General features: G+C 43.6%; 14 protein-coding genes and 1 riboswitch. Of the genes, 12 read left to right on the top strand and 2 right to left on the bottom strand.

Translation table 11 applies throughout. The features are described from left to right. Nucleotides 1-20 precede the first annotated feature (20 nt). From J2Z69_RS16150 to J2Z69_RS19340, 4 genes are all read left to right on the top strand, one after another. Entirely contained in the window at nt 21-1835 is a 1815-nt protein-coding gene (locus J2Z69_RS16150; RefSeq protein ID WP_209864956.1) for a sensor histidine kinase, read from the top strand. After that, a complete protein-coding gene (locus J2Z69_RS16145; RefSeq protein WP_209864953.1) occupies nt 1832-2968 on the top strand; it encodes a response regulator in 1137 nt (378 codons plus the stop codon). Before J2Z69_RS16150 ends, J2Z69_RS16145 begins: the two co-directional genes overlap by 4 nt. 24 nt (nt 2969-2992) lie before the next feature. Next, nucleotides 2993-3265, top strand: a complete 273-nt coding sequence (locus J2Z69_RS19200; RefSeq protein ID WP_245339408.1) for a class I SAM-dependent methyltransferase — start codon at nt 2993-2995, stop codon at nt 3263-3265. Between the two features lie 101 nt (nt 3266-3366). After that, on the top strand, nt 3367-3495 hold the full coding sequence (locus J2Z69_RS19340) for a hypothetical protein (RefSeq protein ID WP_281069420.1): 129 nt from the start codon (nt 3367-3369) through the stop codon (nt 3493-3495). Nucleotides 3496-3571: 76 nt separating this feature from the next. On the opposite strand, the gene J2Z69_RS16135 is transcribed toward J2Z69_RS19340, so the two are convergent. Both J2Z69_RS16135 and J2Z69_RS16130 read right to left on the bottom strand, forming a co-directional pair. Next, the gene (locus J2Z69_RS16135) at nt 3572-5182 is read right to left on the bottom strand and encodes a response regulator (protein ID WP_209864950.1); all 1611 of its coding nucleotides are present in this window, start codon (nt 5180-5182) and stop codon (nt 3572-3574) included. After that, on the bottom strand, nt 5179-6963 hold the full coding sequence (locus J2Z69_RS16130) for a sensor histidine kinase (RefSeq protein WP_209864948.1): 1785 nt from the start codon (nt 6961-6963) through the stop codon (nt 5179-5181). The genes J2Z69_RS16135 and J2Z69_RS16130 overlap by 4 nt, the downstream gene beginning before the upstream one ends. A 140-nt stretch (nt 6964-7103) precedes the next feature. On the opposite strand from J2Z69_RS16130, the gene J2Z69_RS16125 reads away from it, so the two are divergent. The 8 genes from J2Z69_RS16125 (at nt 7104) to J2Z69_RS16090 (ending at nt 19296) form a co-directional block, all read left to right on the top strand. Beyond that, the gene (locus J2Z69_RS16125; RefSeq protein WP_209864944.1) at nt 7104-7988 is read left to right on the top strand and encodes a carbohydrate ABC transporter permease; all 885 of its coding nucleotides are present in this window, start codon (nt 7104-7106) and stop codon (nt 7986-7988) included. Continuing rightward, a complete protein-coding gene (locus tag J2Z69_RS16120; protein WP_209864941.1) occupies nt 7988-8824 on the top strand; it encodes a carbohydrate ABC transporter permease in 837 nt (278 codons plus the stop codon). Before J2Z69_RS16125 ends, J2Z69_RS16120 begins: the two co-directional genes overlap by 1 nt. Nucleotides 8825-8960: 136 nt before the next feature. After that, complete coding sequence (locus J2Z69_RS16115; RefSeq protein WP_209864938.1) at nt 8961-10253, top strand: ABC transporter substrate-binding protein; 1293 nt, start codon at nt 8961-8963, stop codon at nt 10251-10253. Nucleotides 10254-10433: 180 nt separating this feature from the next. Beyond that, the gene (locus tag J2Z69_RS16110) at nt 10434-11600 is read left to right on the top strand and encodes an acyl-CoA dehydrogenase family protein (RefSeq protein WP_209864935.1); all 1167 of its coding nucleotides are present in this window, start codon (nt 10434-10436) and stop codon (nt 11598-11600) included. Nucleotides 11601-11750: 150 nt separating this feature from the next. After that, nucleotides 11751-12449: a response regulator transcription factor gene (locus tag J2Z69_RS16105; RefSeq protein ID WP_209864931.1), complete on the top strand. Its 699-nt coding sequence runs from the start codon at nt 11751-11753 to the stop codon at nt 12447-12449. Continuing rightward, complete coding sequence (locus tag J2Z69_RS16100; protein WP_209864928.1) at nt 12442-13527, top strand: HAMP domain-containing sensor histidine kinase; 1086 nt, start codon at nt 12442-12444, stop codon at nt 13525-13527. Before J2Z69_RS16105 ends, J2Z69_RS16100 begins: the two co-directional genes overlap by 8 nt. A gap of 99 nt (nt 13528-13626) precedes the next feature. Further along, nucleotides 13627-14481, top strand: a complete 855-nt coding sequence (locus J2Z69_RS16095) for a M15 family metallopeptidase (protein ID WP_209864925.1) — start codon at nt 13627-13629, stop codon at nt 14479-14481. A 165-nt stretch (nt 14482-14646) separates the two neighbouring features. Continuing rightward, nucleotides 14647-14729: riboswitch (cyclic di-GMP riboswitch) on the top strand. A 148-nt stretch (nt 14730-14877) separates the two neighbouring features. Then, nucleotides 14878-19296, top strand: a complete 4419-nt coding sequence (locus J2Z69_RS16090; RefSeq protein ID WP_209864922.1) for an NPCBM/NEW2 domain-containing protein — start codon at nt 14878-14880, stop codon at nt 19294-19296. The last annotated feature ends 92 nt before the right edge of the window (nt 19297-19388 follow it).

The following is a 19388-nucleotide window of genomic DNA, read 5'->3' as shown; positions in this document are numbered from 1 at the left end:
GTAAGGAGCCATAGCTATTCATGAATGTTAATTTATATTTATCCTTATTGTTGATGGCTGCTACGGGTTGTTCCTGTATCTTAGTCTATCTTTCATGGAAGAGAAGAGAACTTCCAATTGCGACAAGTTATGGGCTGGGAATGTTAACGGGAGCTTTTTACACTTTTGGGTATGCCTTTGAAATTGTTAGTTCAACCTTAGATCAAATTCAATTCTGGCTCAGTATTGAATATATCGGAATACCTTTTGGAACAGTCTTTTGGATGGCTATGGTACTTCAATATACGGGAAGGCAAGCCTATTTGCGTAAATGCATATTCTTCTTACTAATGATCATTCCTGTAACGACATTTGTTGCTCATGCTACAAACGAATGGCATCATTTATTTTACAGGAGCATGACACTTGACTATTCCCAAGGGTTTCCTTTGGTGAAATTAGTGAAGGGACCGCTCTATCAAGTTCATGTCATTTACAACTACACGATGTTTTTACTGGGAATGCTGTTGTTATGGAAAATGTATAGACAAGCTGAACCCCACATGAAGAAGCAAGTAGCTTTAATGATGATTGGTTCCTGTGGACCCTACGGATTTACACTCGTGTACCTTCTTGGCATTTTACCTATCCCCATCGATATTTCTCCGTTTGGTTTTGTTATATCCGGTATTTTCTTCTTATTTGGAATTTATCATTTTAACATGTTAAGACTGGCTCCACTCGCATTTCAGAAGGTGTTCGAATCCATGCAGGATGCCGTTATTATTCTAGATCTAGATCATAATATTACTGGATTTAACGAATCAGCTAGCCTAGGGATTCAAAATCTAGAACGTAAGAAATCGATGGGACAATCCATCACACAAGTGTTATCTACATACCCCAAGCTGTTAGAAAAAGTACTACAGGAACCCTTTTCGGATAATAAGTTATGGATGTCTAATGGAGTAGAAGGTAGCTACTATAACGTTCAAATGTCTTATATTCATAGGAGTCAGCTTCATCATCATCCAATAGGGAAAATGCTTCTGCTAAAAGATATTACCCAGAGCGTCCAACTAGAGGAGGGTCTTCGAGAGAAAGCGAAACAACTTCGAGAATTAAATGTATTCAAGGACCAAATGTTCAATGTAGTTGCCCATGATATTCGTGATCCCCTTGCTGTACTCTTGAATCTCATGGAATTAATGGAGGAAGAAATGCAAAGATGTGGACGTAATCACGAAGAAATTGTTCAGGAGATGAGTCAACAGGTTCACAAAACTTTTGTCTTAGTAGAAAGTTTACTAGATTGGTTCCGTAGTCAGCGAGGGGGCATGGTATTTCGTCCGGTCGTAAGGGACTTAGCTCTAGCTTTCGAGATGAATAGACAGTTATTACAATCCCGAAGTGACAGCAAAGGAATTCAGCTGGCTTGTGACATCCCTACCCATATGTATGTCTTTGCAGACAAAGAGATGCTGGACTTAATTATCCGTAATCTCCTCTCCAATGCTATTAAATTTACGGGAATTGGAGGTAGCATTCTAGTTAATGCTGTGAAATCAGAAGATCACATCATTATTGCAGTAAGCGATTCGGGAGCAGGTATAAGCGCGGATCAGATGGATTCTCTTTTACATGAAGAATATGCTGTGTCATCTGAGGGTACGGCGGGAGAGCGCGGGGTTGGCCTGGGTCTAACACTCTGTAGAGAATTTATTCGCCTCAATGGCGGGAAGATTTGGTTTGACAGTATACCTTTGAAGGGGAGTACGTTCTATTTCACCATGCCTATTGCCTCCGAAGCTGTGGTATCTGAATGGAGTAGAAATAGAGGGAGGGCTATGGGATGAAAATTGTTCTTATTGATGACGAGAAGGCAATGCATCTAATTATGAAGCGAATGCTTAGTAAGATAGCGGAGGTGGAAGTCGTTGGAAGCTTTCAGGATACATCTACAGCAGAAGCATTTCTTCTTAATCATGAAGTGGACCTTATATTTATGGATATCCAGATGCCCCTAGAGAGTGGGTTGGATCTAGCTAAGCGATTGAGAGAGCAAAGTAGAACAGTGAAGCTGGTATTCCTAACTTCTCATACGGAGTATGCCTTGGCGGCCTTTGAAGTTTACGCTTTTGATTATATGGTTAAGCCGGTAGTGCAAGAGCGCCTTCGCCAGACCATATGCAGAGCCATAGCGTATAAACCTGAATCAAGTTATAGATCAGAGGACTATATTACTCCTATTAAATTAGTTATCAACTGCCTTGGACGTATGGAAATTAGGAGCCCTGAGCATGGACTTCTCAAGTGGAAGTCTAGCAAAAGTGCAGAACTATGCGGATATTTAGTGCTGCAGCAAGGTAGACTCGTATCTAGGGCCCGAATCATTGAAGATATCTTCGGTGGCATGCCTCGGAAAAATGCGGAAATTTATCTGAATACAACGGCATATCAATTGCGTAAGTTGCTGGAATCAAACGGGCTCAAAGGAAGCCTGCATTCGGATGGTCAGCATTATGCGCTGAACCTTGACCTAGCTCAAGTGGATATACATGTCTTTGAACTGGGATGCAAAAGTCTGAACTGGGACATTGCAACGATCGAAGAGGCCATGGTACTGGAACAACTATACATTGGTGAATTATTCGGGGATCTAGCTTATCCGTGGGCTTGGAGTGAGATCGAACGGGTCTCCTTGTTGTATACCTCTTTTACTCAGCGTCTATGCCAAGTCTTACTTGTCAAAGGAGATATCCAACCGGCCCTGCGGCTACTTATGAAGCTTACTTCTCATAATGAATTAGATGAAGAGACGATTCAGTTATATATGAAGGCTTTAGCCATGCAGCGAAATAAAGAGGCGTTGATTCGGCAGTACCAGCATTTTACAATTGTGCTACAACAAGAAATGGGGGTAAGTCCCTCCAAAGAGTTGAATTCTCTATACAACAAACTATTGTCGGAAGTTGTTAGATTATCATGAGTTAACTAGCAGGAGGGGGCAGGAATGAAAAGGGTCATCGATTACTATTCACAGTCTGATGAATGGGGAAGGCTGGACCGAGAGCCACTAGAGTTCATAATCAATCTTCACTATATGCAGCAATATCTGAGACGGGGTATGAAGGTACTAGATAATGGAGCGGGGCCGGGAAAGTATGCGATGGAACTAGCCAAACGTGGATTTACTGTTACATTATCTGATTTAACCCCTGAACTTGTCGATCAGGCTCAGCACAAGGCAGCCGAACTAGGCCTCATGAGCCACACGATACCCTAGACTCCATTCTGGAATTCAATCAGCAAGGTACATTCGACCATGAGGTTCAAGGGCGATTTACGGGTGCTTATTATTTTAATCTGCACGACATTGAGCCGTTCATGGAGCCCTATGGTTTTGAAAAGGTAGACATGATAGAATCTTCAAGTATTCGTTCGGTATTGAGTCTAGAGCAGGAACAACACTGGATTCAACAAGGAGAATATGACCGTATCATTCAGCGAAACTAACAAAATCTATTTCAGTAATAGATCATATTAATACAAAGCCTCAAAAGGACTCCGTTTCACGGAAGTCCTTTTTGGTCTAGATGAAATCTTTTCTATACTCATTAGGCGTACGGCCTTCGAGCTTCTTGAACACTTTACTGAAGTACTTCTCATCATGATAACCTACCATTTCCGCCACTTGCATGATGCGTAGATGAGGATTCATCAAGAGCAGCTTCGCTTTACGAATCCGAATATCACTTAAATAGTCGAGAATGGTCAATCCGAATTCTTGCTTGAATTTACGTGAAATATATTCACGGCTGAGAAAGAATTGAGAGGATATGTCTTGCAAAGAAATATCCTTGTTGTAATGCTGTTCCAGAAATCTGGCGATATCCCGCACCGTATGGTTGTCTTTGGAATGCCTTTGTGTCAAGGTACGAGAGGCAGCGGAGAGTCTAGCAACGATCTGATGTGTCCATCGCTCTGTATCCAGTTGCCCGGTCTCATCTAGCGGTAACGGAGTTACGGAGGATTCTAATTCATACTGTTCTTCCGCTTGCTTCGAGTCCAAAGATTCGGGTTCCGACCAATGATGCTGCATCCAGTCCCATTCGGTATTCCACCTTACAAGATGATCAGGGGAGAGATAGCCGAACTCAGTCACATGAGCGATCCATTGCGCTGCTTCCGACTCCATTTGTTCTAGGGATCCACTCAAGGCGGCTAAGCGAAATCTCTCTTCCTGCTGCGTGTTCCGAATCGATGCTTGTCTTCCATGTTCTTGATCGTGTTCTTCATGGAGATAGCGTAGATTTCCTATTACATTACGCTTCCAGAGCTTATCTACCGCTTCGGCATAGGCTTTGGGAATTTCGGATAGGACATTCTGTTGTTGGCACAGCCCAAAATGGACATTGCGTTGTAAGGTCTTCCGTATGCCCGCATTAATCTGAGTTAATACCGTAGATAAAGGGGCGGAGGTGTCCCAATATAGAATGACGATTTCCCCGAGCTTGTTAATATTCCGAATGGCAATGCCTTTGTTCCTCAGTAACTCCCCACATATATTGATCAAGGCAAAACTTAGAAGATGGCGTCGATTATGGAATTTGAGCAGCAGCCCTTCATCGAACTGAGCATCACTTAGGACCGCAACGGAGAAAAAGGTGGCCGTATGAGGAATTAAGGAGCGTTCTTGAAGTTCATTCAGGAACGATCTGTTAAAATGTTGGCCGGATACGAGCTCGGTAAGCAATCTGTCGTCATATAGAGGCTTCATTTGGTTCATCTGAATGTTCAACTGATTCATTTGTTGACGGCTTTGTTCTTCTGCCCGCCATGCATCTACCGCTTTAGTCAGAGCTTCATTAAGAGCTATCGGATCGACTGGCTTTAAAATGTAGTCCATTCCGCCGTTGCGAATGGCATGTCTTACAAGATCAAAGTCATCATAGCCACTAATGACGAGGACTTTGATATCAGGCATATGATTCTTCAGCCAAGTGAGCAGCGCAGCTCCATCTTTTCGAGGCATACGCATATCGGTCATGACGATCTGAGGGGACGCATGCTGAATGAGTTCAACCGCCTCTTCGCCGTCGGCGGCTTGGATTACCTCCGTAATTCCATGTCTGTGCCAATCTGCGAGTAGATTGATCGCTTCTCTAACATGCCGCTCATCGTCTACTATAAGTGCTTTCATTCGGTTTCTCTCCCTAATGCGATAATGTCTAAGGTGATCTGGATACCATGCGGACTCAGGTTCGATATAGTTAAAGTAGAAAGATTGTCCGAGTAAAGTTGAAGACGCATAAGCACATTGCTGAGGCCAATAGAGTTGTCGTCTTCCGTCAGCTCTAACTGTCTTGCTGTTTTTCCCAGCTTCTCTTGCAGCTTACTTAATGCTTCTTCCTCTAGAGAGGAACCGTTGTTTTCTATTATAATTGTAACTCTATGTTCATCTATAGCTCGTGTAGTGATGGACAGACAACCCACGCCAGCATAGTGTCCCATGCCGTGTTTGAAGTAGTTCTCCGCAATGGGCTGGAGAATCATCTTCGGCACGGAGAAGGATAGGCTATCCTCATCAATCTCCCATTTTACCTCAAGTTGATCCCCGAACCTTTCCTTTTGCAGTTCCAGATATAATTTCAAATGATTCACTTCGTCCTTAAGTGTGACGAGGGCCTCACTGCTGCGCATGTTATAGCGCATGATATTCGATAAGGAAGACAGCAGAGAATAGACTCGCGGTACATTATGCTGAAGCGCCAAAGTGCCAATAGATTGTAACGTGTTATATAGGAAATGAGGATTGATTTGAGCTTGAAGTGCCTTCAATTGGTTGGTCTTGTTCGCAAGTTCAAGACGGTATTCCCTTAGGATCAAATTATTAATGGTATCCATCATCTGCCTGAAGCGCCGGGACAGAATGCCGATCTCATCCGGGCTTGTCACTTGAATATCAACATCCAACTGTCCAGTCTGAACGACATTAATATAATGTGTAAGCTGCTTAATGGGCTTCGTAATTCGAATGGATATCCACAGCGTAACCAAGACGACCGCGAGCAATGCAAGAATCGCAATCGCTCCATTAATCAACACTAATTGTGTGGATTGCTGGTATAGCGAAGTATGAGGGATCTGCTTCACGAGGGTCCATGAGGCAAAACCCAGATTCAGTTTTTCATAGATACTCATAGCATCCTTATCATCAAAATAACCTTCATCATCATTTTTCAGTGCTTTCATGAACGCATGGTCCGGAATAAGCTTACCGATCTCATTAGGTTCATGACTATAAATCACGGTTCCTTTATCGTCAATTAGATAGAGCTGCTCCGAGCGGTTCTCGTAGAGTTGATCACAGATCGCATTAATGCCATCAAGCTTCACATCAATAGCAAGGAGCGCAAGTTGCTTGGAATCCGGTACGTTCACAATGGATCGATACAGGGAGAATACATTTCGGTCCGTATAGTCCGAAGGGGAACGTGGGAATCCATAGCTATCTAAGGCATGTACAGGCTGAATTGCCGTCATTCCTGAGCCAAAAGCTTGGATGTTACGGTACGGCTTTGCTCGGAATTCCCTACGAGGAACGCTGCTCGTCACCAGTGTAGATATATTCGTCACATTGTTGTGCAAATACACTTGATAGATATCCGGAGTGGTCACCTGAATCGTCTGAAGTGTGGTATAAATCTCGGAAATAATGGAATAATCGTCAGGTCGAAGCGCTAGATTCCTAAGAAAATGGGGGTCCGTATAGACGGACAGGGAAGCGCGATTAATTCCATTCAGATAGTTCACGAGATTGGTTTTCCCTTGATACATCAGTCTTACATTCTCGTTGACCGTCTGCTCTTTGACAGATTCACGTGTATGTACCAGGGTGAAAATGAGCGACAAAGATAGCGGAATGGTTGTCGCTAGCAGCATGAATTGAATGAGACGGGTTCGGATACTGCGAAATTTCATAGGTCACCTCTTAAAGATAGTTCACGTTAGTGGTCAATATTGTACTCCAAACGGATCAGTATTCTCCATGTTTATTCAAATGTATTTCATGCATACTTACTGTACACACTATACGAATTATAGAAAAGGGGGAAACCGGGATGCAACGAAAGAAGATGTCACGGCTCATTCAGCAGACGGTATTTGTAGGGCCGTCGGCTCTATTCTTCATTCTGATTGTGCTTGTCCCATTTCTGCTTGGAATATATTATTCCTTCACCAACTGGAACGGCGTAGGTTCTAGTGAGATCAAATGGGTCGGCTTAGATAATTTCAAACAAATCTTCATGCATGATACAAAATTCAGAGATGCATTTTGGTTCACGGTTAAATTCACTGTCTTAGGCGTTGTGTTGACCAACGTCCTCGGCTTTGTTCTGGGTTATTTACTAACCAAGCCACTCAAGACACGGAATGCGCTCCGTACGATTTTCTTCATGCCGAACGTCATCGGCGGATTGCTGCTCGGTTTCATTTGGCAGTTTATTTTCGTGAAGGGCTTTGCTTCGGTCGGAAAAGCAACAGGCTTGTCCTTCTTCTCCCTTCCGTGGTTAGGGACAGAGAATACAGCTTTCTGGGCCATCGTCATCGTCTTTGTATGGCAGACAGCAGGCTATTTGATGGTGATTTACATCTCTTCCTTCAACAACGTACCCAAAGATATTTTGGAAGCAGCCGAGATTGATGGAGCTAGTAGAGGGCAAGTTCTTAGAAGTATCATTATCCCGCTAGTAATGCCAGCGGTTACGGTATGTCTGTTCTTAGCAATCTCTTGGTCTTTCAAAATGTTCGATTTGAACCTCTCCTTAACCAAAGGTGGACCGTTCGGTTCTACAGAATCGGTAGCGATGAATATTTACAACGAAGCCTTTGCGAATAATCGACTAGGTCTCGGTACGGCCAAAGCCGTCATCTTCTTCGCTGTCGTCGCCATCATTACAAGTCTGCAAGTTAAATTTACGAAAAGCAAGGAGGTTGAAGCCTAATGAATACGGCCTCCAAAAGTCGTGTCTCCACCTTGTTGATTGAGTTGTTACTCATTATTGTGGCTTTGCTGTTCTTGGTTCCGTTCTATTTTCTCTTCGTGAACTCGGTCAAGACGTTCAGTGAGCTGCTCACGAACTCCGCGAGTCTACCGACTTCATTCGAATGGAGTAACTATACAAGAGCATGGAACATTACGAAGTTCCCTACAGCTTTCGGTAACTCTTTGATTATTACGGTATTCAGTAACTTGCTATTAGCTTTCTTTAGTGCCATGGCAGCCTATCAGATGGTTCGCCGGGATATTCGCTTCAACCGAATTCTTTTTGCGGTCTATGTAGCGGCCATGGTTATTCCGTTCCAATCTATTATGATTCCACTCGTTAAAGTAACTTCTACGGTAGGCCTGACGGACAGCATCCCAGGGCTCATTATCTGTTACCTTGGTTTCGGAATTCCGCTATCGGTCTTCTTGTTCCATGGATTCATCAAGTCGATTCCTCTGGAGATTGAAGAAGCTGCCGTGGTGGATGGATCGAATGTATATGGTGTATTTATTCGAGTGGTATTTCCGCTGCTCAAACCAATCTTCGTTACGGTCATCATTCTGAACACGCTGTGGATCTGGAATGACTATCTATTACCGTCCTTGATTCTTCAATCTCCTGAACTTCGGACGATTCCAATTGCGACTTTCGCTTTCTTCGGACAATTTACCAAACAGTGGGATCTAGCATTACCTGCCTTAGTATTGGGCATATTACCAGTGATTATCTTCTTCCTCGCGATGCAGAAGTATATCGTGGAAGGAATTACGCAGGGTGCGGTTAAGGGATAAGAGGAGATGGTCAATTTCATCTCCCTCATCCATCAATATAGTACCTGTGCAAAGGATTTCAGAATTTCTATACTTAAAAAGTAAGGGTTTACATGAATTTAATACAAAGAGATATAGATAAAGGGAGGATTCACCCATGAAAAAGTACAGTAAGCTAGCCTTAGTCTCCGTACTGGCTCTCTCCGTAGTATTGGCGGGTTGCGGTAAGAAAGACGATACATCCACAGAAGGCAACAAAGATACAGCATCCGGCGGCACCAAGACTATTAAAATTTTCCAATTTAAAGTGGAAATTGCTGAAGCATTGAACAAGCTAAAAACCGATTATGAAGCTGAACATCCGGGTATCAAACTAGATATCCAAACAGTCGGTGGGGGTTCAGATTACGGTGCAGCTTTGAAGGCGAAATTCGCAGGAAATGACGAGCCGGATATTTTCAACGTAGGTGGATATAGAGACCTCGATACTTGGTTCAATAATCTAGAAGATCTGTCCGCAGAATCATGGGTATCCGATGTAACGGATGTGGCTAAAGAGCCGATGACTAAAGACGGCAAATTGTATGGACAACCGATGAACGTTGAAGGGTATGGCTTCATTTATAACAAAGACTTGTTCACTAAAGCGGGTATCACCGAGACTCCAAAAACATTATCTCAATTGGAAGACGCGGCGAAAAAACTGCAAGCAGCGGGAATTACACCTTTTGAGAACGGATATATGGAAGGATGGGTACTTGGTAACCATAACCTGAATGTAGCTTTTGCTCATCAAGATGATCCGAATGCATTTGTAAAAGGTCTAAATGATGGCACTGCTAAAATCAACGGTAATCCGGTATTTGAGAACTGGATTAAACTGCTTGATCTTACTGTGAAATACGGACAAAAGAATCCACTAACTACAGACTACAACACAGAAGTTACGGCATTTGCTAATGGGGAAGCGGCAATGACGCAACAAGGCAACTGGACCCAAGTTCAAATCGATGGCATTAAAAAAGATCTCAACATTGGCTTCTTGCCGATGCCAATTGACGAAGATGCTGCGAAAAATGACAAATTGCTTGTCGGCGTACCTAACAACTGGGTGGTTAACAAGAACTCTGCTGTGAAACCTGAAGCTAAAGAATTCTTGAAATGGTTGGTTACCTCTGAAAAAGGTAAAAAATATATCACAGATGAATTCAAATTTATTCCTGCCTTCAAGAGCATTGAAGCTAGCGATACAATAGGACCACTAGGTAAAGAAATTCAGGCTTATAGTAAAGCAGGCAAAACACTAAGCTGGGAGTTCAACAAATTCCCTGATGGTGCCTTTAACGAGTTCGGCAGCCAAATGCAAGCTTATGTAGCAGGCAAGTCTGACAAAGCTAAACTATTCGATGGGCTGCAACAAACATGGGATAGCTTGAAAACAGCTAAATAATATAAGACACGACATATGAATGAAAAGGCATCTTCCGTTATGGAAGATGCCTTTTTTTATTTTGACAAATAAGTACACCCCTGACAGATTATGATGATGCTGCTTGGAATGATACACTAATGATGAAGCATTTCAATCGGATCTGAATTTTATCTATACAAGTACAAGGGGGAAGCACACATGTTAGATCTATTTATAAGAACGGAAGTTCAGCGTGAATGGGTAGAGCGTCTAAAGGAGAAGAAATCTTCTTTTATGGAACGGGGGGTGGAAATCGACCTATTGGGAACTTTCCCCGGGGATAACATTCAGGAATTAATCGAAATGGGGTATACGCGCTCTACTTTGCCTGTGGACAGAGGGGGCTATGGACTTCGGGTAGTAGATATGGTTCTACTTCAGGAGACACTAGCAAGCTACGACGCATCTACGGCATTATCTATCGGATGGCATCTGTCTGTAGTAGGAGAATTGTTCGAAAAGCAATTGTGGACATCAGACAAAATGACATGTATCGCTGAGGAAATTGCCAAGGGGGCTTTACTGAACCGGGCAGCAAGTGAGGCACAGACGGGGAGTCCGACAAGAGGGGGCAGACCGGGAACGGTGGCGGTAAGAGAGGGTAAGAATTGGATCATTACAGGCCGCAAAGTATACACCACTTTATCCCCTGTACTTACTTATTTTCTAGTCTCTGCATGGATCGAAGAGACACAGTCCGTGGGCCAATTTTTGCTGCATAAAGACGTAGCGGGCCTCCGTATTGAAGAGACCTGGGATACCATGTCACTTAGGGGAACGGGCAGCCACGATCTCATCTTAGATCGAGTTAGAGTAAGTGAAGATCAGCTCGTAGAACCGGGAAGACGAACTACAAGCGGAGGTGCTAAACCGCTTAACGGTTGGTTGCTTCACATTCCGGCATGTTATCTAGGCATTGCTCAAGCGGCGAGAGACTACGCGGTACAATTCTCTACGGAATATTGTCCTAATAGTCTGAATGGGCCGATTAGCCAGCTTCCTAATGTACAGCATCTCCTAGGCCAAATCGATCTGGAATTAATGAATATAAGACATTTCCTATATAGTGTAGCTGAAGCGTATGACGATCCATCCCGAAGACAGTTGTTGAAAAATGAGCTTGGCGCTGCCAAACATGCCGTGACAAATGGCGCTATTTCCATTGTGGATCAGGCGATGCGCGTTGTAGGCATACGCAGCCTTCAGCGGGATAATCCGCTGCAGCGCTATTATCGAGATGTTCGAGCTGGACTTCATAATCCGCCTATGGACGATGCTGTGATCCATGGTATTGCCCTGTCTGCTATCGAAGGAGCTAAGGGGTAAGATCGACCTTGTCTTTCTGAACGACAGAGACCCTGAATGCGGGGGCATTCTCGAATCAGCAGATGGAAATCAAATATAGTTGCCACCTCTGTAAGTCAATCGTTATGATAGGAGGAAACACTAATTCGCCAAGAAAGGACGAGGATCTTTATGAAGCGTATCACCATACTTATTGCAGATGATGAAGCAGAAATTGCAGACCTAATCGAGCTCCATTTAAGCAAAGAGGGCTATCATATATTGAAGGCAGCGAATGGAAATGAGGCGATTCAGGCCATTCATACGCATGCCATAGATCTGGTTATTCTAGATATCATGATGCCTGAGATGGATGGATACGAAGTGACTCGTCAAATTCGGGGACAGCACCAAATGCCAATTATTTTCCTAAGTGCGAAGACATCAGATATGGACAAAATTACGGGGCTTGTGATGGGCGCCGATGATTATATGACGAAGCCGTTCAACCCTATGGAGCTTGTGGCTAGGGTGAATGCACAGTTACGCCGTTCTATGCAGTTGAATCAGTCCAGGTCAGGGACGACAACGCCAGTTATCGAAATGGGTGGACTTGTAATCGATTCGGATCAACGTTCGATAAGTCTATATGGGGAAGCGATTGAGCTAACCCCCAAGGAATTCGATATTTTATACCTGCTGGCGAGTTATCCGAAGAAAGTGTTCAGTGCAGAGAATATTTTTCAGCATGTATGGGGAGAGAATTACCTAGAAAGCGGCAATACGGTCATGGTACATATCGCTATGGTTCGCAAGAAGCTGGGGGAAGACAAGAATAAGAACAAATGGATCAAAACCATTTGGGGGGTAGGGTACACGTTCAATGGATAAGTTGCTTCGGAGCTTTCGGTTCAAAATGATTGTATTATTAGCGCTAAGTATGGTCGTATCAGGAGCTTTCACCTATATCCTCTACCGTGCGCTTCAATATTATTATCACTCCAAAGTGAAGCATGAGGATCCGCTAGCGGACGTGCGTTACTTTATGAGGAATATTGGCGATTTGAACTTTTTTCTAATTATCTTCATTCCCCTACTTGTCCTGTTCTTCTTCCTCTTTACTAAGCGCTATTCGGCTTATTTCAAGGAGATTTCTAAAGGGATTCATCATTTGGCTAGTGGAGATTTCGAGAACAGAGTCCAGATCTCGGCGCAGGATGAGTTCGGGAAGATTGCGAACGACATTAACCGAGCAAGCGCAAAACTTCAACAAGCCGTTCAGCGGGGAGATTTCGCTGAGAGTAGTAAGGATCAGCTCGTGCTGAATTTGGCACATGATTTGCGTACGCCCTTGACTTCTGTGTTAGGCTACCTAGATCTCGTTCTCCAAGATGAACACTTATCATCAGAACAGATTAAGCACTACACCTCCATTGCCTTCACCAAATCGAAGCGGCTGGAGAAGTTAATCGACGAATTATTTGAAATCACCCGTATGAATTTTGGCATGGTTAGTATTGATAAACAGCCGATTAACCTAAGCGAACTGCTTTTTCAGATTAATGAACAGCTTTATCCAGTCATGGAGAAAAATAATCTGCTGGTTCGGCTGGATCTAGCGCCTAAACTTAATATTCATGGAGATGGAGAACTCTTAGCACGGGTGTTCGAGAATTTACTGACAAATGCCATTCGGTATGGAAAAGAAGGTCAGTTCGTAGATATCACGTGTATGTTAGAGGGCGAAGAGGCTGTCGTCCAAGTGACGAATTATGGGAACTCTATTCCGATAGAAGAAATACCTCATTTGTTCGATATGTTCTTCACAGGAGATAAGGCCAGATCTAATCAAGGAGGCACAGGCCTCGGGTTATTCATTGCCAAAAATATTGTTGAGCAGCATCAAGGGGCAATATCTGTTCAGAGCAATGTGATTCGAACGTGCTTCGAGGTACGATTACCGCAGTAATATGCCAAATTTAAGAAAAATTTTATAGTTACCCTACTTCGATTTAAACAATTGTTCTCTAGACTAGTATGCATACTAGATGTAGGAGGAACTTGGAGAATGAAAAAGTGGGTTTTTTGGCTTGTAATTTTGCTGCTGCTGATAGCATATGGGATGACTTGGCTCATTCCGGATGACAAACAAAAAATAGTGAATATCATCGATTCCGATGCGGAGATTTCAAGCGGTGACCTTCACATCCAACCTACGCAAGTTCATAAAGGGAATCTCGTCCTTGTAAATAAGCGATATCCTCTAGACGAGGTAGGCATTCAGCCAGACATTGTAACCCTTGCGAAGAGGAAGGAACTCATTCAGGGCTATGCGCTAATGAACGAGAACTTGCGTTTGTCAGAGCATGTAGCTCAGTTGTTTAAGAGCATGGTACTTGATGCAGCGGATGATCATGTGAACCATTTTTTAATCAGCAGTGGCTTTCGAACTTTTAAGGAGCAATCTCGGATTTTTGCCGATAAGGGAGATGCCTATGCTTTGCCCGCCGGACACAGCGAGCATAATCTAGGGTTGTCGTTAGATATCGGATCTTCACAGGGAAAGATGAGCCAAGCGGCCGAGGGCCAGTGGCTGAAGGAGCATGCTTGGAATTATGGATTCATCTTAAGGTACCCCCAAGATAAAACAGAAGTTACAGGCATAGCTTATGAGCCATGGCATTTTCGTTATGTAGGACTACCTCATAGTGTACTGATGCGGAAGAAGAATTTTAGCTTGGAGGAATATATAGAGGACATTAGGCACCAGAAGACGATGAATGCCGAAGTAGCAGGGCGTACGTATACCATCTCCTATTATCCTGTATCGAAGACAAGAACAATTAAGATCCCTCTTCATCAGCGCTATGAAATATCTGGTGACAATCAAGGAGGGGTTATTGTGACCACCTATGCGAAATGAGGCATGATCTGATCTTGAATACAAGTAGAGGTACAAGTTTTCGCAGGGCGATCTACTATATATCATCAGGTAAAGAATTGAAAAGTATCTTCCGACCTATACGACAAATAGTGCGTTGTGTTCATATCGAATTATGTCGAATCGTGATAAGTTTGAGATATCCAGCAACTGAATAGGCAAACCTATAGAAATGTAGGGACGCAAAGCTACAGGGACTAAGGTGGAAACTAAGTCAGCCAGCCGCCAAAGAGTGCGTGTCGCTTTTTGTCTACAGATGGGGTGGAATTTGAATGCCAACATTCAATGCCGACCGCATTCTAGAAGCAAAGGAAGCTGCTCTGAGGAGTAGCTTTTTTCTATTCAGGAGGAGGAAACCAAACTTAGGGGGAAATTAGCGTGTACAAAATCATAGCCATCGCAACTTCTGCAGCTATGCTAGTGAGCTTTACAGGTGGCATCGATCAGGTCAAAGCAAGTGGAACCACAGCCGTACATACAGTAAATACAAAAGCACTAAGTACAAAAGCAGTACAGCGGGAAGAAGCACCTAATGCAGCGTCGGTATCCCCATTTAGCTTAATCGGACAAGATCTTCTACAGAATTATAATTCAGTCTTCAAAATGAGCTCGGCCAATCTAAAATCAGTTACGAACAACGGAGGCAATTATGCTAGTTCCGTACTAAGCAAGGCTACAGACGGGGATTTCACCACACACTGGGAGACGGGAAAACCCAATACGTCTACGTTTACGAATGAAGTTGTATTTCAATTAGGCGAGGCAACCACCTTAAATCGTATCGTATATGCAGCTAGACAAGACGCTGCTAAGGGTAAGGGCTTTGCCCAACAGTTCGACATTTATAGTTCGCCTACAGATGTGGGAGATAACTACACGCTTGTCTCTTCTGGAGAATATACGGGGTCTACAGGAAATATCGTAGAGATCAAATTCGCCCCTACGTCCTTCAAGCGGATTAAATTTGTGTATAAAAAAGCGAATCAAGACTGGGCAAGTGCAGCAGAGTTCGCCTTCTACAAAGAAGATCCAGTAAGTGATGCGGTGAAAAGTCTATTCACTGATGGAACGATGAGTTCGGTAGTGCCTGAATATAACAACGTCGCCAAAATTAACGCCCTGGATGAAGCGGCTAAGGTTCACCCCCTATATCCTCTTTTCAAAGATCAGCTTAATTTGGCAAGACAATTGGTGAATGGAGAAGTTCAGACCGAAGGTACGATGATTACGGCGGAACAACACGGAGATATGAAGAAGCATGCACAGCAGAATCTGCGCATGAATTTCGGAACGAACAATCAAGCGACCGGATTTGCAGCTATCCCAGGTCGTACAATTAATGTATATGTAGATGTTGAATCGAAAGATAAATTGCCTTCACTCGTGTTCTCTCAACAAGATGGGGGTTGGAATAGCTGGGCAACTTCAGTAGCGCTGCATCAAGGAAAAAATACGATTACGGTACCTGCTATTGCTTCGAATAGCTCCTATGAACATGAAGTAACTAAGGGGGGGACGGTCTATATCGTTAACCCATATACCGCAGCAGAACAAGGCAAGGCTCCAGTCCTTCGTTTTGAGGGTCTAGACAAAATTCCTTTCATGACGAAGTCTACGGATGTGGCACAGTTCAAAGAATTCCTCACGACATATAAGAATAAAGTAGATCAAGACGTAGCGGCGCATCCGGCTGTGAAAGATCGCCAAGTCATCGACGTTGTGGAACTAGCAAGTGATCGCGTCATTTTCACAGGTACGGCTACAGAAGCCTACAATCAATATGTTACGCTAGGTAAGAATCCAGTAGATACCTTGACGAACTATGATATATGGATGAATCGAATCTTTGATTTCTATGGTCTGGATGGGAGCAGTGATCTTCAAGACCGGAAGTTAATGCGTGAGAATATTCGCTTGATGCAGCCATATGGCTTCATGTATGCGGCAGGGGATCATGTAGGTATTCAATTAGGACAAGTAGAAACCATGCTAGGAAACTTTACACCAGGTTGGGGGATCAGTCACGAGATTGGCCACCGCCTTGCAATAGGTGAACGGGAGTACGGCGAGATCAGTAATAATATGATTGCTATGGGTATGTCTGTAGCTTATAACGACATGGATAATCGTATTCCCTACGAAGACGAGATCTACAAGAATGTCATTGCAGAGAATAAGAAGGCTATGGATCAAGTCTCACTCTTTGGTAGACTCGGAGCTTTCTGGCAGTTAGAGCTAGCTCATCCCGGGTACTGGGCTGAACTTAACCGTCTGTACCGTGAGCGTAAAGTATCCCTTTCTAACGGAGATAATTCTAAGCAACAATACTTAATTGACTTCTCTTCCGAAGTATTAGGCCAAGATTTAAGCAGTTATTTCGCAAGACACGGGTTCACTGTAAATCCAGAGACCAAAGCCAAGACGGCTAAGTACCCGGCACCTCTTAAATTATGGTACTTGAATAATAGCTTAGTAGGGTACAAGGGAACGGGCATTGCGAACAAAAATGTACCTATCAAAGTAACGGTGGGTGTGAACGCCACAGCGAAGTCCAACACACTGAATTTCACTATGGATGCATTAAATAAGAAGGATTTCTTAGGCTATGAGATTTATAGAAATAATGTATTGGTAGGGTTCACTGGAACCGACCAATTCGTAGATACGAACATAGATCCTACTGTGAACTATACGTATAAAATCATCGGCTATGATAAAAAACTCAGCGCCCTGAATCCTGTGGAACTAAAGGCATTCAAGCCGACGTTATCTGCGGAGAATCAAGTTACACTTAAGCTCAATCAAGCTTTTGATCCGATGAATTATGTGAAGGCTCTAGATTATCAAGGAAATGATATTACGAGTACCGTTGTGATTAAATCCAATACAGTAAACCTTACGCAAAAAGGGAACTATCAGATTGTCTATGAGATCAAGAGCGGAGAGTCTACGGAGACAAGAACAACGAATGTTGCGGTCACAAGTGATTACGCGTACCTGTCTGATCTGAATGCAGTCTCTGCCCGTGTAGGTTGGGGCGACTTAAAGAAAGATAAAGCGCCAGCGGGGGGTACGATCACGTTACTCCGTCAAGGTGCACCCGCTACCTATACCAAAGGTCTGGGTGCGCATGCCAACTCTGAGGTCGTATATAACGTAGAGGGCAAAGGATATGACTCGTTCGAAAGTTATGTCGGCATTGATCAAGCGGCGAAAAACTCGGTTGCATCTGCGACATTTGAAGTCTATGTGGATGGGATTAAGGTCTATTCCAGCGGCGTCTTCAAGTCGGGAACCGATCATGAATTTGTACAGGTTCCTATTACAGGAGCTAAAGAAATTAAGCTTGTAACTACGGATGCAAATGATAACGGCATCTCGTCGGATCATACGGTGTGGGCAGATGCCAAGTTCACTAAAGGTTCTAGCGCACCATCTCTGAGCTTACCTGAGAGCATGACGTATGTGAAGTTGAATACACCCTATGATGTTCTACAAGATGTGCAGGCCTCCGATATTGAGGACGGTAACCTTACAGGCGCCATCCATGTGGAAGCGGATGAATTCAATACGAAGAAGACAGGTACCTATCCAGTGAAGTACACCGTGACTGATAAAGATGGAAATACAATCTCTAAGACGCGGACTTTCGTAGTGTACAGTGCAACTGCATACGTGAGCGATGTGAACTGGGTTTCGGCAACGACAGATTATGAAAGTGTACGCAAGGATAAATCCATATCTAACAATCCGCTTAAGGTGCTTATGGATGGTCAGGTGCAGACTTTCAATAAAGGAATTGGCACGCATGCAAACTCGGAGATTACTTATAACTTAACGAATACAAGGTATGATTACTTCGAGACGCTTGTAGGGATTGACCACAATATTCCGAATCAAGATAATTCCAGTGTAATCTTTAAGATTATGGCCGATGGGCAAGAAGTATTTAATAGCGGTGTCATGAAATATACAACGGAAGCCAAGCGTATACGTATTTCTGTGCAAGGCGTACATGAACTCAAATTGATCGCAGAAGATGCTGGAAATGGTATAAGTTCAGACCATGCAGATTTCGCAGATGCGAAATTCTTAATTCTGAACAATATACCGACACTTACAATTCCCACACCCAAATCTACCAAAGTGGGCGAAGTGGTATCCTTGGATGAAGCATATTCAGCTCTCGATTCAGAGGATGGGGATCTGACTTCAAAAGTAATCGTAAGCGGTGCGGACAAAGTTGACTTTAACCAAGCTGGAGAGTATCCCATCACATACACGGTAACGGACAGTGATGGCAATACGACTACGCAGACAAGAACGATTGCCGTTGTGGATATGCAGAATTTCAAGTACCTAACCGATTATAATTGGAAAACAACGCAGTATAGCTACGCCGCACCTCAAAAGGATATTTCCATTAGCAACAATAAGCTGCGCCTTACGAATGCAGCGGGGTCCGAAGTGTCCTATACCCGCGGGATTGGAGCTCATTCGACTTCCACCATTGTCTATGATCTCAGCGATAAGAACTTTGATTATCTCACCTCCAATGTAGGGGTAGATCGCCAAATGTTCGGTTCCATCGGATCTGTTAGCTTTGAGGTCTATGTCGATGGCGTGAAAAAATTCGATAGTGGACTTATGAATTCTAGAGATCCACAGAAATCGCTAGAAGTAGATATTAACGGTGCCAAGGAATTGAAGCTCGTCGTAACCGATGGGGGTAATGGCAACGGTTCAGACCATGCCTCATGGGGAGATACGAAGCTTTATACAGCTACAGGACAGTAACTAACGGAATAGTCAGTCATATAAAAACAAGCAGCACTAGAAAAACTCAACAAAAAACCGCCTCCGGTATATCCGTTGGCGGTTTTTGTTGA

The sequence above is a fragment of the Paenibacillus shirakamiensis genome, from assembly GCF_017874255.1.
Lineage (GTDB): Bacteria > Bacillota > Bacilli > Paenibacillales > Paenibacillaceae > Fontibacillus > Fontibacillus shirakamiensis.
The sequence above is the reverse complement of the archived record's forward strand: the minus strand, read 5'-3'. Positions and strand labels throughout refer to the sequence as shown.